Genomic DNA, 16,374 nt, shown 5'->3' with positions numbered 1-16,374 from the left:
TTTATGGTCTATTAATTTAAAAAAAGCTTTCGTAATTGATTTTTACTTTTACAATTTATAAATAGAGCGATCACGAATAAGTGGTCGTTCTTCTTTTCCTTATACTACTTTGATTCCTGGATATTACAATTTTTTCATCATCTTAATTTTAAAAGCTGATTTAGCAATACAATTGTTCAATTAGTTTCACTACATTTTACGATGTTCATAAAATCGATATTCTTTTTAATACGAAAAAAATAAGCCTGCAATCTGCACGCTTCTAACTTTTTAACAATGCGACCTCTGCTCTTGTCTCCACTATATCTCCACATAGGATCATAAATTTCTTATCTACTTTGCGTATATCTTCCTTTAATTCTCCTTTCATTTCTTGAATTGTTGTTTCTAAGGAATCAATTTTGCGCTCCATAATACTAATCCGCTTTTCCATTCCATCTGAATTTACTTCTAGCTTTCCTACTCTTATTTCTAACTTATCGACTTTTTCTTCTAGCTTTCCTACTCTTATTTCTAGCTTATCGACTTTTTCTTCTAGCTTTCCTACTCTCATTTCTAGCTTGTCGACTTTTTCTTCTAGCTTTCCTACTCTCATTTCTAGCTTGTCGACTCTAGCCTCTAATCTATCTATTTTTTCCTCTAACTTTCCTATCCTTGCTTCTAATTTATCAACTTTCAAGCTGAGTTCTTTCACATCACTGGACAATTCCATTATAGCCTGAAATATATCCTGTAATGTTACTTGGCTCATACACCTCTCCTCCTTTATTTACTACAGATTATGCTTAGTATACCACTTTCAAAATATTACTAACAAGTAAACATATTTCAATTTTAACTGGGCTTGAAGCAACTAAAAAATATTATTATCCCTATAACAAAATAGCAAATCCAGCTCTTATTCTACTCGAAAATCTATTTTATTGATTAACTTTTAAGCAGATATCTTTAAGCAATTCTTTGACTAATGCTTCCTGATAACCCGCTTTCTTTACTTGTTTCATTGCTTAAACTAGCTGATTCAAAGAAGGATGTTCAACCGTTCGAATTACTTTAACCTTCCAGCAGGGATGACGCGCATGAAAAACTCCGAATGCCACAGCAGATAATTCATATGCTTTATGAATATCTTCTGTAGCTCGCTATTAATAGGAGCAATATCTCAGATTCTCAGCTGTTAAAAGCTTGCTTCTAGTACTTTTTTTAATGATTGTATTTGCATAAATATCACCTTACAAATACGAATTTAATGTCATTGCAATATGTTTTGGTTCATATCCACAAGCCTTATATCAATTTGTAAACTAAATTGACATTTTTGTCAGGCTTCCCTTTAAAACCTAAAACGTTTTACGATATTAAAACAACTGTATCTGCTTTATTGACATTACCAAAACTCTTATCTGGACTTTTAAGTAAAAAAAATAAGCCTGCATTTGCACGCTGTAAAAATAATCTTTAGTGATTTTAATTAAGCCCTTGTCCATTTGCAACTGAAGCCCGTCTGTTTATATAATGTAAATCCCGCTCCAGTCCATCTATGTTTACTTTCATAAATTGGATACGTTGCTCCAATTCATCATAATCGTCATCTACTTTACGACTGTTTACCCGTATGTCTTCCAGTTCATCCATCATACCGGTAATCATATGTAACAGATCCTCCATCTTTTCTTTGGTCAATCTTTTTCCCCCTTTTCAACTGTTCATCTTAAAAGAAAACTTGCTCCTATATAAACGAGCTTTTATCCAAGAAAGTTTTCTTCCACCCCTGCAAATATAAACTGACCACTTATTTTCTCTCACTTTTCCATAATGGATATGAGCAATAATAATAAATAGAAGATGATTAAAAAACAATGCACCCGTTTAAAAATAATCAGCTTTTCAAAATATCGGTCTAACAGAACATCGATTAATTTCACACCATACTTAAAATTGATAATGTATGACTGCAATAAAAGAAATAAAAATGAAATTCAAAGTAGGCTACAGTTAGCTTAGCAAAATAAAACAAAGGTCAACAAGTGCATTTTGAAGGATTTTACCAATCAAGTGTAGGTATAAATAAGCATAGGAAAACTAAGTAAACAAGCCCAGCTTTTGTAATGCATTTGTCGGTATTTTATCGATATCTTTCCTGTCAAAGCTTAAAAACTATATATGTTATATATAAGGTATTCGGTTGCGCCTGATAGTACCCACTCATTCCCTTTTCAAATTTTTCCGACTCATCTCCAATCTTGGGAAGTGAAAAAATTCATATTTTTTAAATATTTTTTGGTATAACTGTTATCAAATTGTTGTTGTTAAGTAAAGCTTCTATAAAAGCTGTATGTTGGCTCCTAACCGGATTTTTCAAGCTAAAATTAGGTGAGCACTTAGATTAGGGAGAAGGGAAAAACAGCTATTTCTTTACATATGACATCTAAATTTATATTTAAACAGAAAATTTACTACTTTTTATGATAAGCTGTTTCTAGTAACTAATTCCTTTGTTAACCATTTCAATTTGTATTACGTTTTATTGGAAACGGGAACTACCTAACAACCCAAAAATGCCTTTTGGCAGTAAAGGAGAATAAAAAGTGGAGAATATTCCTATATTCGATGGTCATAATGATACTTTATTAAAACTACATACTTCTGCTAATCATGAATTAGAATTTTTTAATGAAACCGAGTGGGGACATATTGACTTTCCCCGTGCAAAAAAAGGAAATTTTGGGGGTGGATTTTTTGCCGCTTTTACACCAAACAAAAATTACCATATGGAATCTGCGCAATATCTTACCGAAAGCGGTTATGATATCCCTCTTCCTCCACCAATCGATCAACCAACTGCTTTAAACTATACAAATGCATTAGCAGCTATACTGTTCAAACTTGAATCCGAGTCAAATGGTGGATTTAAAGTGATAAAAAATATCGATCAATTAATCGATTGCTTAAATAATCAAATTCTTGCAGCTATTTTTCATATAGAAGGTGCTGAAGCAATTGATACTAATTTTGATGCACTTCATATTCTTTATCAAGCTGGCTTACGTTCATTAGGGATTGTTTGGAGTCGCCCCAATCAATATGGGGAAGGAGTTCCTTTTCGTTATCCATCGTCACCCGATATCGGAAATGGATTAACCGATGATGGGAAAAATTTAGTTAAACAGTGTAATCGATTAGGAATTATGATCGATACGACTCATTTAAATGAGAAAGGCTTCTGGGATGTTGTAAAAATTAGTGAAGCTCCGATTGTAGCAACACATTCTAATGTGCACACTATTTGCCCAATTTCCCGTAATCTGACCGACAATCAATTAGCAGCAATCAAAGCAAGTAGTGGAGTAGTAGGAATTAATTTTGCTGTCAATATGTTGCGAGCAGATGGAAAATTTGAAACGAATATATCATTAGATACAATTATCCAACATATTGTTTATATTGCTGAAAATTTTGGAGTTGACCATGTTGCTTTAGGTTCCGACTTTGACGGCACAACGGTTCCAGACAGTATAAAGGATGTTACCGGACTGCCAAAGCTTATGAATCAATTAAAAACTTATGGTTTTACCAATGAGGAGTTAACAAAGATTGCCTACAAAAATTGGGTGAGAGTATTAGTGGATACGTGGAAGGAATGATTATGAAGTATCTAGTAAAAAATGCTATTGTTGCTGTTTTCATCAGTATAAAAAAGTAACAACTATTGCCAGTCAATATTTTATAATTACTTAGTGTCGTGCAACTTTATATAGATGAAATGATTAGAAAATCCTAGGTGGTTGATCTGAAAATTTATACGTAACAGTTTCTATTTAAAAAGCAGTTTAAAAATGATACATCGAATTTCTTCGTAAAGCTTGTTTCTCCCTTCAGTTATCCCAAGTTATCCCATAGCACCGTAAGATGATGTTAGCTAACAAAACGATCGCTCGAGCTAGACGACGAAGCTACTTTTCAAAAAATTAACCCCAATGAAAAAAGATAAATTTCCTAAGCAACAAAAAAAGAACTAAAAGTGGTATTTTTTTCACCACCTTTTAGTTCTTCTTAACCTTTTGCAACCGAATCCCTATACACGATTTTGTATGGAATAATAATTCGTTTATCTGGTTCAGCTTTCGATTGTGTTTTTTCAATTAACGCTTTTGCTGATTGAGCACCGAGTTGATAAATTTGAATATCGACTGTGGTTAAAGCCGGGTTCGTGATTTCAGATAAGTAAACATTGTTAAAGCTTACCAATGAAACATCTTCTGGAACATGAAATCCTAACTCTTCAAGCGTACTTAGCACACCTAAACTCATTAAATCATCGCTAACCACAATTCCAGTAGGTGGTTGCTTCAGCTTTAACAATTCTTCAACTGCTTTTCTTCCACCAGATTCGAGGAATTCAGCATGAATACTATACGAGCTTGAAATAGGAAGACCTGCTTCTTTTAAAGCTGCTTCATAGCCATTTTCTCGATCCATTGTCACCACTAAATCTCTTGAACCACCAATAAAGGCAATCCGCTTATGACCTTCTTGAATTAAATACGTTGTAATTTCTTTTCCAGCACTGAAGTTATCATTGTCAACATGCGTTATTTCATTAATATATTCTGAAGGTTTCCCAACCATAACAAATGGGAAACCCTTTTCTCGTAAAAAGTTCGCGATTCGATCATCCACTCGTGAATATAATAAAATAATACCGTCTACATAACTGCCGTAAACCATTCGTTCCACTTCAGCAAAAATCTCGTCCTCTGTTTCTCCACTGGATAAAGTCATGGAATATTGCATTTTATGAGTAATAGAGCCAATGCCGCGCAAGACTTCAGGAAAAAATGGGTTTTGTAATGATTTATCGGCAGAGGAAGGCATGACCACCCCAATTGCTTTTGTATATTTAGCAACCAGGTTCCTCGCATTGATATTAGGATGATACCCTAATTCTTTCATTGCTTTTCTTACCTTCTTTTTCGTTTCGGCACTAATACGCGGATTATCTGCAATCACTCTGGAAACAGTAGAAGGTGAAACACCTGTTGCCTTTGCTACATCTTTAATTGTTACCATTATCTATCTCACCCTCTACGCTACGTAATTTTAAATCGTTATACTAGAATAATTCGAACGCTCTACACCGTTTATTATAACATTTTGTTCATCAGTTAGACCAATTACTTTTACTTTTATTTCATTATATTTCGGCTGATATGTGCCTTCTTTAGCTATGATATCAATTTCGACTTTTTTGGTTGATGATATAATCTGCATGTCTAGCTTCAAGTATTCGCCATCCTCGTAGCTAAATGTTTCTCCATCATCATCATAAAAAGTGAAACGATATTCTTCATTCGATTGACTGGCATACACATACATCCAAAGATCTTTTCCTTGCTTTTCTGTATTGGATACAAATTGCCCTTGCATGATCGCTGTCCCTTTTCGAATGAAAATTGGAAGTTCATCAAGCTCGGCATGAACGATATGCACTTGATTACCTTCATACTCTCGTTCCGTAACAAAATCAACCCAACTTCCCTCTGGGAGATAAACGACACGATCCGTTACAGATGGCGCTAGAATAGGTGCTACGATGACGTTATCACCAATCATTACTTGATCATTTAAACGATACGTTTTTTTATCATCTGGATACTCCATCAATAATGGTCGCATAACCGGAAGCCCTTGCCCACTTGCTTGATAAAACAGCAAATATAATTGCGGCATCCATTCATAACGCATTTGAATATATTTTTTTAGAATAGATTCATATTTTTCACCAAACATCCATGGTTCCTGATAGCGTGTTCCGATTGCAGAGTGGTTACGAAAATATGGTGTAAATGCACCAATTTGCATCCAGCGTACCAGAAGTTCCGGATTTGTATCGTGAGCAAAGCCCCCAACATCAGGACCCGTAAATGCGATACCAGATAAACCCAAATTCATGACCATTGGCAAACTCATCTGCAGATGCTCCCAGAAGCTACGATTATCGCCAGTCCACACAGCTGCATAACGCTGTATACCTGCATAACCGGAACGGGTAAGCAAAAATGGACGTTTACCTTTTAGATGACTTTTCATTCCTTCATACGTAGCTTTTCCCATTAAATATCCGTACACATTATGAAGCTCACGATGAGTTGCTGGTCTTCCATCATTCCGATGCATTACCGATGTATCCATTGTTTTTGTTTCATTAAAGACAGCCGGCTCATTCATATCATTCCAGATACCTTCAACACCCATGTTTGTATAGTAAGCATGCTGTTCTCCCCACCATTTGCGTACACGTTCCTCTGTAAAATCAGGGAAGGCACTTACACCCGGCCAAACCTCTCCATAATAAATATTTCCTTCAATATATTTACAGAAATTATCTTGCCACACACCTTCTTGGTATATCGAATATTCCGGATCTTTTTTCACACCAGGATCTACAATTGGAACAATTCGAATTCCCATTTCACGTAAATCTATAATCAGCTGTTCCGGATTTGGAAAGCGTTTTTTATCAAAAGTAAACACTCGATATTCATCCATATAATGAATATCTAAATGAATGACATCGACTGGAATATCGCGTTCTACAAAGTTTTTTGCTAATGCTCTAACTTCTTCCTCTGATTCATAGCTATACCTCGATTGATGGTACCCTATTGCCCATTTAGCTGGTAATGGCATGCGCCCTGTTAGAAATGTATATTGCTCCAGCACAGATTTTGGTTCTGGACCGGTCATTACATAATAGTCCAGCTGTCCACCTTCTGCATGAAATGAATAAGTACTTTCATAGCTTTTTAGATCAAAAGTCGTTTTAAACGTGTTATCAAAAAATACTCCATGTGCTCTTCCATCACGCAATGTCATAAAATATGGAATCGATTGATACAATGGATCTGTCTCGGGATTATGCGGCGCATACACATCCGTATTCCACATTTCATATTTTTCACCACATTTATCTAAATATCCACTTTTCTCCCCAAATCCATAGAAATGATCTTGTTTATCTTTATCTTTAAACACAATCACTTCGCCGTTTTCCCGATAAGCCATACCACGCTCTGATTCATTTTCGAGTACATGACCTGCTACATCCTTAATGGTAATCCGAAGCGGCTGTTTTCTTACAACAAGTTCCATCTTCGTTGTTTGCAGGATAATTGCTTCATTCGTTTCCTGTTCGTTTATTTTTACTTTTTTCGGAGCAGCAACTACCGTTTGTGAAAGAGTTAAATCTGGTATCTTCCATGGATTCATAACGATACGAACAATCGAATCACTAAAAAAGCTAATCGTTACATATCCATGCTCACTAATAAACTGATAGTTTTGTTCCGTTGTTTTATACTCGATTACATTGCCAATATCTACGTATTTGATAGCTTCATTGCTGGTTTTTTTACCAGGATGAATAGCAAAACTAGTGTCTTCAAGCATGATATTGCCTCCTGTGGTTCATATTTCTAATTCACATTAACCTTTCGTAGCACCTGAAGTTAATCCAGAAATTAAATAACGTTGTAATAACAAAAATACAAGAGCAATCGGTACAGCAATTAAGATAGACCCCGCTGCAAACTTCGTGAAATTCGTAGAAAACTGGTCATTAATAAAACTATAAAGTCCCAGTGCTAATGTATATTTTTCCGGACTGGTTAAAACAATTCGTGGTAATAAAAAATCCATAAATGGTGCCATAAAGTTAAACAATGCTACTACTGCTAAAATCGGTTTTGCTAATGGTAACATGATCGTCCAAAATATTTTTAAATGACCGGCTCCATCTATCTTCGCAGCTTCATCAAGTTCTCTAGGAATCGTATCAAAATATCCTTTTACTAACCATGCATTAAAAGGAATTTGGCCACCAAGATAAATCAACATTAGACCATACAGTGAGTCGGTTAAGCCAATCGTGTTTAATAAAATATATAATGCTACCATCCCCATTAATGCCGGGAACATTTGCAATAACAAGAACATATACAAACCATATTTTCTCCCAACAAATTTATAGCGAGAAAATGCATAAGCAATCAGTGAAGTGATAATGACTGACCCAATTGAATTGACGATCGCTACAAAGAGGCTATTCTTATACCAAATTAAATAATTACTATCTGGATCAGTAAATAACCACTTATAATGCTCTAAAGTTGGATTCTTAGGGATTAATTCCGTCACCATCATGTTGGACCCTGGATTTAGGCTCATCATAAGTGCCCAAAATAACGGATATGCAATAACAATAAACATCAGTAACAAAAAGATATAGATAAACGTTACTTCGATTTTCGATTTTTTCTTACGTGACATAACCATTAGTAACGTCCCTCCTCTTTAAATGCAGCTGTCTTCCTAAATTGGAAAAAGGCAAATATAGAAACGATTAATCCCATAATTATTGTAATTGCAGCAGCCATATTATAATTATTGGATTCAAAAGTTAGTTTATAAACCCAAGAAATCAAGATATCGGTTCCACCAGCATTCTGTCCACGGACAGCAGGATTACCCTCATTAAACAAATAAATGATATTAAAATTATTGAAATTTCCTGCGTATTGCATAATTAACAATGGCGCTGTTGCAAACAATAAGTGTGGTAAGGTAATATAGCGCAACTTTTGCCAACGTGTACCTCCATCAACATCGGCAGCTTCATACATATCTCGAGGAACGCTTTGTAACACACCAGTAAATAATGCAAAAACAAAGGGAAATCCCAACCATGTCTGAATCATAATTAAAGCAACCTTCGTCCAAAACGGGTCAGATAACCAAGGCAACATTAAATTAAAGTGACTCAATATATCCCGGTTAATCGCTCCAAAAGTAGGATTAAATAATGCTGAAAAAATTAAAATGGAAACAAATGCGGGAACTGCCCAAGGCAAGATTAATACCGTTCGAATCGCTCGTTTAAATCTTATTCGCGGATCATTTACTAATAAAGCTAAAAATAACCCCAAGACAATTTGTAATGTTGTGGCGACAACCGTCCAGACAATTGTCCAACTAAAAACACTTAGAAATGTATCTTTCCAAATACCGATATTAACTAAATCAACAAAGTTGTTAAAACCTACCCAGTTCAATAAATTTCGTGGTGGCGCATTATATTGGTTATAGTCCGTAAAAGCTAAAGCAAGCATGAACAATAATGGCACCACGACAATAAATAATAACATTAATAAGCCTGGTAAAATCATGAAATACGGAAAACCATTATTGTAAAAACTCTTTACACCTTGTAATAATGTAGGTTTAGGGCGATTTACTTCTCTTGCTATAGCATCAGAACGAGCGTCCATAAGATTATAAATGTATATCCCTATTCCAAATGCAAGGACAATTAATGATATTAATCCTTGAATGAGTAACTGAATAGAATGATGTTCACGTGGTACGGTACCAAGGGTGAAAAGCCCCCAAATTCCAATATCAATATAATTCCAAGTTGAAACTAAGAATGCAATAGTAACGATTAAGAAAATAAAACCCTTCAAAAAACGTCGATTATACATTTGTCCCAATCCAGGAATAATGGATAGAATGGTGGCTAATGTACGAGGTTTTATTTTTCCGGTTTTGGGTTCATTTGGTTCAGCGGCCATCCCGTATCTCCTCCTATAACAATTGCTGAAAACACAGTTGATAATTAATTCATTCATTCGCAATACGTTTATTTAGCGGTACAGGAATCCCCTATACCGCTTACATTTCATTTACTTTGCCCCAGAAGCTTCTATTTTTTCTTGAATCGATTGAACAGCTTCATCTAATACTTCCTTCACAGGCTCACCTTTTGAAATGAAGTTTAAAGCATCGTTAAATGGTTCCCATATTTGCTGCATGGCAGGAACACTAGGCATTGGCTCCCCATATTTGGTTTGCTCTGCAAATGCTGAATAAATTGGATCTTCAGCAATTTTCGGATCTTTCATCGCATCCTTACGGGCAGGCAACTCTCCAGCGATCTCATAATATGTCATAGAACTTTCAAAGTTGGTCAAGTAAGCCATTAAATCTTGCGCCCATTCTTTATTTTCTGAGTAATAAGAAAGCATATACGACTTAATACCAACAAATGATTTTGGATTTTCTCCGTTATCCAATACCGGTATTGGAGCAGTTCCTAATTCATCCTCTAAAGCATCCCCATATTCCCGAACCATCCAAGGACCGTTAATTACTGTAGAAACCTTTCCTTCCTTGAACAATCCATTCATAATATCTGGTGTTAAATCTTGAGGTATATATTTTTTATCGAACCATTCCTTCACTAGTTCGCCACCTTTAACTGCACCTTCGTTATTCAAACCGATATCCGATACATCATACTTACCATCTTTATTTCCAAATACATATGCTCCATTTCCAGAAAAGAAAGGGTATACAAAGTATAAGTTAGCTGCTTCCATCAAAAAGCCAAACTGATCTTTACCAGGATCCGTATCTCTTTCAGCTATCTCCATAATTTCTTTCATGGTTTTGGGTTCTTTTTCGACACGAGCTTTGTTGTAAAACATGGCATAGGTTTCCGAAACAGCTGGATAACCCCAGTACTCGCCATCATATTGCATTGCCTTCAAGGCATTATCTGTATATTCTTTCTCTGTATCTCCAAGATCAACCGGGTCTACTAATCCTCTAAGTACTAAATCACCAATTCTATCATGTGGCTGAAATATAACATCCGGCCCATTCCCTGCGGGACCTTCAACGTCCAATTTTTCTATCTGTTCCAGCATGCTGACCGGAATCATTTCTACTTTAATTCCTGTTTCTTCTGTGTATTTATCTGTCATTTTCTTTAATGCTTCTTTCTGTTTTTCTTCATCATTAACCCAAAGCGTTAATGATTCAGGTTTTTCAGGCATATCATCAGAACTTTTTGCCTCTTCTTTCCCACCAGACTTTTTAGCATCATCTGGTCCACAAGCTGTTAAACTACTAGTTAATAGAATCATTGCAACTAAATAAAACAACCATTTTTTCATATTAAACCCTCCCAAGGTTATTTATTTTCATGTACAATGCAAGCTGATTTGTGAAATCGTTTGCACTAACATTGTAGTTTAATTATACAATATAAATTTCAAATTGCAAACATCGTTTTTAAATTTAAATCCTTAAAAATTAATGAAGATAACGGTTTCAAGAATTATTTTTTTATGTTATTATTAACTTAATAACTAAATTGCTTGCTAGATTAGCGGCAAAATAGCAGTTGTTTAGCGCAAACGTTTTAATTGAAATAAAGAAACATGAACGATTGCATATGGAACTATTAGAGTTAAGTCAGCAAATTGATATTCAAGTAACCGATCAGCTTTTTTATGCTAATCATAATCCTGACTTTCTAAGAGCTCCATTCATAATTTGAGGGCAATGTTTTTGTTAACAAACAACCCCGGCTTTTTTTAAAAAGTCGGGGTTTTATATTTAAAACAGGGGAAGGAGGGTTTTTCGTTATAAGTACGTGTTTTTAAAATAGGATAAAAAGGGTGAGAATATGAAAATATTTTTAAAAACGTTTGCATTAACTTTTTTATATTTATTTCTTTCTTCCACTTTTGTTAAAGCAAAATCAAAAGAGATGGACGTTGTAGACTATTCAAAAGATATTATTTACCAAATCATTACGGATCGTTTTGATGATGGAGACAGTAGCAACAATCCATCCGGGAATATATTTAGTCCAAACTGTACTGATCTGCACAAATACTGTGGAGGTGATTGGCAAGGGATTATTGATAAAATTAAGAATGGTTATTTAACTGATCTAGGAGTAACAGCACTTTGGATTTCTCAACCTGTGGAAAATATCTATGCCTTACATCCAAATGGCTATACATCCTACCACGGCTATTGGTCCCGAGATTATAAACGGACTAACCCTTTTTATGGTGGTTTTTCCGACTTTGATCAGTTAATAAAGACAGCACATGCTAATGGGATAAAAATAATTATGGACTTTGCTCCGAATCATTCTTCACCTGCTTCAGAAACAAATCCAACCTATGCAGAAGGAGGTGCTGTGTATGATAACGGATCGTTCATTGCTAATTATTACAATGATCCAGGTAATATTTTTAATCATCATGGGGAGACTGATTTTTCAACTTATGAAGACAGTATTTATCGGAGGCTTTTTGACCTTGCAGATTATAATTTAAATAACTCTAAAATGGACACCTACCTTAAAGAGTCCATTAAGTTGTGGCTGGATAAAGGAATAGATGGAATTAGAATAGATGCTGTTAAACATATGCCGTTAGGGTGGCAGAAATCGTTCACAAATGAAATTTACTCACATCGACCTGTTTTCACATTTGGAGAGTGGTTTTTAGGAAAAGGTGAAATTGATCCCAAGAATTATTACTTCGCTAATGAAAGCGGTATGAGCTTATTAGATTTCAGATTTGGGAAAACCATTCGTTCTGTTTTAAGGGATCATTCACATGATTGGTATGATTTTCATGAAATGATTAAAGAAACTGCTAAAAAATACAATGAGGTAAATGACCAAGTAACCTTTATTGATAATCACGATATGGCTCGCTTTACAACCGAAAACTCATCGAAACGATTTACAGATATGGCTTTAGCTGTTCTTATGACATCCAGGGGTGTACCGACTATTTATTATGGTACGGAGCAGTATCTTACAGGAGACTATGACCCAATAAACAGAAAACCAATGAGAGAGTTTGATAAAACTACCAATTCCTACCAAGTTATTAACAAGCTCTCTGCACTACGGAAATCAAACTCTGCTTTGGGCTATGGCGATACAAAAGAAAGGTGGATCAATTCGGATGTTTATATTTATGAAAGAACGTTTGGTAACAATGTTGTAGTTACTGCTATTAATAAAGCTAATCATGCCTACTCTATTTCTAATCTTTATACTTCTTTGCCTCAGGGAGATTATAAAGACGTGTTAAATTATTTATTAGATGGAAATAACCTGTCAGTAAAGCAAAACGGTGTTGTCGAATCTTTTCAATTACAACCTAAAGCTGTAGCAGTATGGGAGTTTTCAAAACCAACAAAAGAAGCATTAATTGGCCATGTAGGACCTATGAAAGGACAACCAGGAAATACCATTTACATTTCCGGAGAAGGATTTGGCAAACAAAAGGGGAGCGTTATAGTAGGTTCAAAATCAGCCGAAATCTTGAATTGGAGTAACACAAACATCAAAATAAAAATTCCCGAAATCGATAGTGGTGTATATGATATTTTATTAAAAACAGCTCACGGATCACAAAGTAACGTTTATAAAAACTTTGAGGTTTTGACAGGAAAACAGGTTAGTGTTCGATTCGTAGTTAATAACGCCTATACGAATTTTGGAGAAAATATTTATTTAACCGGAAATGTTGGTGAACTTGGCAATTGGAATACTGAAAAAGCAATCGGACCTATGTTTAATCAAATCGTGTATAAATACCCAACTTGGTATTACGAAGTGAGTGTACCTGCGAATAAAGGACTTGAGTATAAATTCATAAAAAAAGATGAATCAGGCTCCGTCATATGGGAATCTGGAACAAACCATGTTTATATTACTCCCAAGCAAGGAACAGATACTGTTATTGTCGATTGGAAACAGTAAAAAAAGGCATGATGTGCTCGAAAATGGAGTCGTAAATCATATAAAATCATATATCCGATATGTAATCACAAGTCGAATGATTGATTTTGTTCATTTAATCATGCGGAAGAAAGAGGAATCCTAACGGTGGAAGATTATTCACTATATATAAATTTTCTGGAGGCACAGCAATGATAAAAGAAGCGATTTATCACCGACCAAAAAATAATTTTGCCTATGCATATGATGAAAATACATTACACATTATGTTGCAAACAAAAAAAGAAGATATGGAAACTGTTGAATTAATATTTGGAGATCCTTATGACTGGAAAAATGATGAGTGGCAAACAACAACAAAGCCTATGGTCAAAACTGGTTCTACCCAATTCCATGATTACTGGTTTATTGTCATTAAGCCACTACACAAGCGATTGCGTTATGCTTTTATATGTACGGACGGATCAGAATCCTGTATTTATTGTGAAGGCGGAATTTTTGACAAATTACCAAAGGAAATCGCGAACTATTTTTGTTTTCCATTTTTAAATAAAATTGATGTATTTTACGCACCTAAATGGGTCAAAGATACAATCTGGTATCAAATTTTCCCTGAACGGTTCGCTAATGGGGATAAATCATTGAATCCAAAAGGAACGTTAGCATGGGGATCTGCAAACCCTACACCAACCAATTTTTTTGGTGGCGATTTTCAAGGAGTTATTGATCACTTAAATTATTTAGAGAAATTAGGAATAACAGGCATTTACTTCACACCAATATTTAAAGCGTATTCCAACCATAAATACGACACAATTGATTATATGGAGATTGATCCGCAGTTTGGAGACAAGCAAACGTTTAAAAAGCTAGTTGAAGCTTGTCATGAGCGAGGAATTAAAGTAATGCTTGATGCGGTCTTTAATCATAGCGGCTATTATTTTCCACCATTTCAGGATGTATTGAAAAACCAAGAAAACTCGAAGTACAAAAACTGGTTTCATATTCGGGAATTTCCTGTCTTAACAGATCCGGCACCTAACTATGATACATTTGGTTTTGTATCTTCCATGCCAAAGTTAAACACAGAAAATCAAGAAGTAAAAGACTATCTATTAAAAGTTGCTCGTTACTGGATAGAAGAATTTGACATTGACGGCTGGCGTTTAGATGTAGCCAATGAAGTTGACCACACTTTCTGGCGTGATTTCCGTCGTACTGTAAAAGAAGTAAAGCCAGATGCTTATATATTGGGTGAGATTTGGCATGATTCCATGCCATGGTTACAAGGCGACCAGTTTGATGCAGTCATGAATTATCCATTCACTAATAGCGTAATTGATTTTATTGCCAAAAACACCATGAAGGCAACAGCCTTTATCAATTCTATTACTAAAGTGTCACATATGTATCCAAAAAACGTCAATGAAGTTGCGTTTAATTTATTAGATAGTCATGATACACCGAGAATTTTAACATTAGCAAATGGAAATATCGAACGGGTTAAATTACTTTATCTTTTTCAATTTTCCTTCTCTGGAACTCCTTGTATTTATTACGGAGATGAAATTGGCATGCGCGGAGGACATGACCCAGATTGTCGCGCTTGTATGGAATGGGACGAAGAAAAACAGAACCGGGGCCTTTTACACTACGTACAAACACTTATTAAGCTGCGAAATACCGTACCGCTTTTTGGCAACAATGGGACATTTCACTTTTTATACGCGGACGATGAAAACAATGTGATTAGTTACGAAAAGACCGATGGTAAAAAGCGAATGGTATTTATACTAAATGCGGGAGAAAAGGAAGCTTCTGTACCAAGTAGTGCTTTATTTGAGGAAACGTCTGCTGTGACAGAATGGGAGATTGATCTTAAAGAGGCTCCAGCCAAATCTATGCAGGCACTTTCCGGGGAAATAACTATTCAACCACTTAGTTATCGAATTTTCGAATCCAATTTTTAAGGTTTATAAAAACGCCATTTGAGTATACGACCTCCAAATGGCGTTTGTTGATTTATAGGTTTTATAACATATAAACTTGGATGAATGGTCTTTCCCAAATAACTTAATGGATTATTCCCACTTATGGAAGGCGAAGACCTGCTCCCCGGAATCCATCTTCTATGATGCGTTCTTACCTTCTTCTGATCTTAACGAACTCTATGATGGGAACATAAATGAGTTGAAGAGATAAAACACGTGCACCTTTATGAGCATGGATAATTCTATTTTTACTTCACCATTGTATATTTAATATTTATTTTAATATCCGTAATCGAAACCCAAAACTTCATAGTTTATAACTAGAGGTTTTTAAATTGTCAAAAACAGGTGAAAACCACCCTGCTATACAAGTACAAACCATGATCAAGCCCAAAATGATAAATAAATTATTTACGCCAACACTTTCTAATATATAGCCACCTATAAGTGCTCCAAAAGGGATTCCAGCTTTAGATACCAAACTTCTTACTGCCATTACTCTACCCCGTCATTTAATAGGAGGATTTAATTGGTATAAAGTTGGATTATTTATATTAAATATTGAGATAAAAAAGCCATAAAGTATTATTAAAATCAACGAAATAGAAAAAAAGCAGAAAGACCTAATGCACTAAGGCACAAACCACTAAATATTATGGAACCAAACATTACATGTTTTAAATTTCTATGTTCCTTTTTAATGGTTAATATTAGATTTGCTTTTAATTGTTTGGAATACTCCAGCCCCCGTAATCTAAGGCGCTT

12 protein-coding genes are annotated in these 16,374 nt (G+C 35.0%); 4 read left to right on the top strand and 8 right to left on the bottom strand.

Annotated elements, in window-relative coordinates; all coding sequences use genetic code 11:
* Positions 1-262: 262 nt before the first annotated feature.
* Positions 263-751 carry a hypothetical protein gene (locus BN1066_RS13295; RefSeq protein WP_077319954.1) on the bottom strand — a complete coding sequence of 163 codons (489 nt, stop codon included), beginning with the start codon at positions 749-751 and terminating at the stop codon, positions 263-265.
* Positions 752-1,467: 716 nt separating this feature from the next.
* A complete protein-coding gene (locus BN1066_RS13290; RefSeq protein WP_077319953.1) occupies positions 1,468-1,683 on the bottom strand; it encodes a hypothetical protein in 216 nt (71 codons plus the stop codon).
* 905 nt (positions 1,684-2,588) lie between these two features.
* Here BN1066_RS13290 and BN1066_RS13285 point away from each other — a divergent pair.
* Complete coding sequence (locus BN1066_RS13285; protein WP_077319952.1) at positions 2,589-3,644, top strand: dipeptidase; 1,056 nt, start codon at positions 2,589-2,591, stop codon at positions 3,642-3,644.
* A 409-nt stretch (positions 3,645-4,053) separates the two neighbouring features.
* Here BN1066_RS13285 and BN1066_RS13280 read toward each other — a convergent pair whose 3' ends face one another.
* From BN1066_RS13280 to BN1066_RS13260, 5 genes are all read right to left on the bottom strand, one after another.
* On the bottom strand, positions 4,054-5,070 hold the full coding sequence (locus tag BN1066_RS13280; RefSeq protein ID WP_077319951.1) for a LacI family DNA-binding transcriptional regulator: 1,017 nt from the start codon (positions 5,068-5,070) through the stop codon (positions 4,054-4,056).
* 30 nt (positions 5,071-5,100) lie between these two features.
* Entirely contained in the window at positions 5,101-7,449 is a 2,349-nt protein-coding gene (locus BN1066_RS13275; protein ID WP_077319950.1) for a glycoside hydrolase family 31 protein, read from the bottom strand.
* Between the two features lie 36 nt (positions 7,450-7,485).
* Entirely contained in the window at positions 7,486-8,328 is an 843-nt protein-coding gene (locus tag BN1066_RS13270; protein WP_077321478.1) for a sugar ABC transporter permease, read from the bottom strand.
* A gap of 5 nt (positions 8,329-8,333) precedes the next feature.
* Positions 8,334-9,629: a carbohydrate ABC transporter permease gene (locus BN1066_RS13265; protein ID WP_077319949.1), complete on the bottom strand. Its 1,296-nt coding sequence runs from the start codon at positions 9,627-9,629 to the stop codon at positions 8,334-8,336.
* A gap of 111 nt (positions 9,630-9,740) precedes the next feature.
* Complete coding sequence (locus tag BN1066_RS13260) at positions 9,741-11,015, bottom strand: sugar ABC transporter substrate-binding protein (protein ID WP_077319948.1); 1,275 nt, start codon at positions 11,013-11,015, stop codon at positions 9,741-9,743.
* A 230-nt stretch (positions 11,016-11,245) separates the two neighbouring features.
* Between BN1066_RS13260 and BN1066_RS20290 the strand changes: the two genes are divergently transcribed.
* From BN1066_RS20290 to BN1066_RS13250, 3 genes are all read left to right on the top strand, one after another.
* Positions 11,246-11,401, top strand: a complete 156-nt coding sequence (locus BN1066_RS20290; protein WP_179104392.1) for a hypothetical protein — start codon at positions 11,246-11,248, stop codon at positions 11,399-11,401.
* A 129-nt stretch (positions 11,402-11,530) separates the two neighbouring features.
* A complete protein-coding gene (locus tag BN1066_RS13255) occupies positions 11,531-13,639 on the top strand; it encodes an alpha-amylase family glycosyl hydrolase (protein WP_077319947.1) in 2,109 nt (702 codons plus the stop codon).
* Positions 13,640-13,809: 170 nt separating this feature from the next.
* The gene (locus BN1066_RS13250; RefSeq protein ID WP_077319946.1) at positions 13,810-15,588 is read left to right on the top strand and encodes an alpha amylase N-terminal ig-like domain-containing protein; all 1,779 of its coding nucleotides are present in this window, start codon (positions 13,810-13,812) and stop codon (positions 15,586-15,588) included.
* A 328-nt stretch (positions 15,589-15,916) separates the two neighbouring features.
* Here the strand turns inward: BN1066_RS13250 and BN1066_RS13245 are convergent, their stop codons facing one another.
* Positions 15,917-16,105, bottom strand: coding sequence for a hypothetical protein (locus tag BN1066_RS13245; protein WP_077319945.1), 189 nt, complete (start codon positions 16,103-16,105; stop codon positions 15,917-15,919).
* Positions 16,106-16,374 lie beyond the last annotated feature (269 nt).

The sequence above is a fragment of the Virgibacillus proomii genome (assembly GCF_900162615.1).
In the GTDB taxonomy this organism is placed as follows: domain Bacteria; phylum Bacillota; class Bacilli; order Bacillales; family Amphibacillaceae; genus Virgibacillus; species Virgibacillus proomii.
The sequence above is the reverse complement of the archived record's forward strand: the minus strand, read 5'-3'. Positions and strand labels throughout refer to the sequence as shown.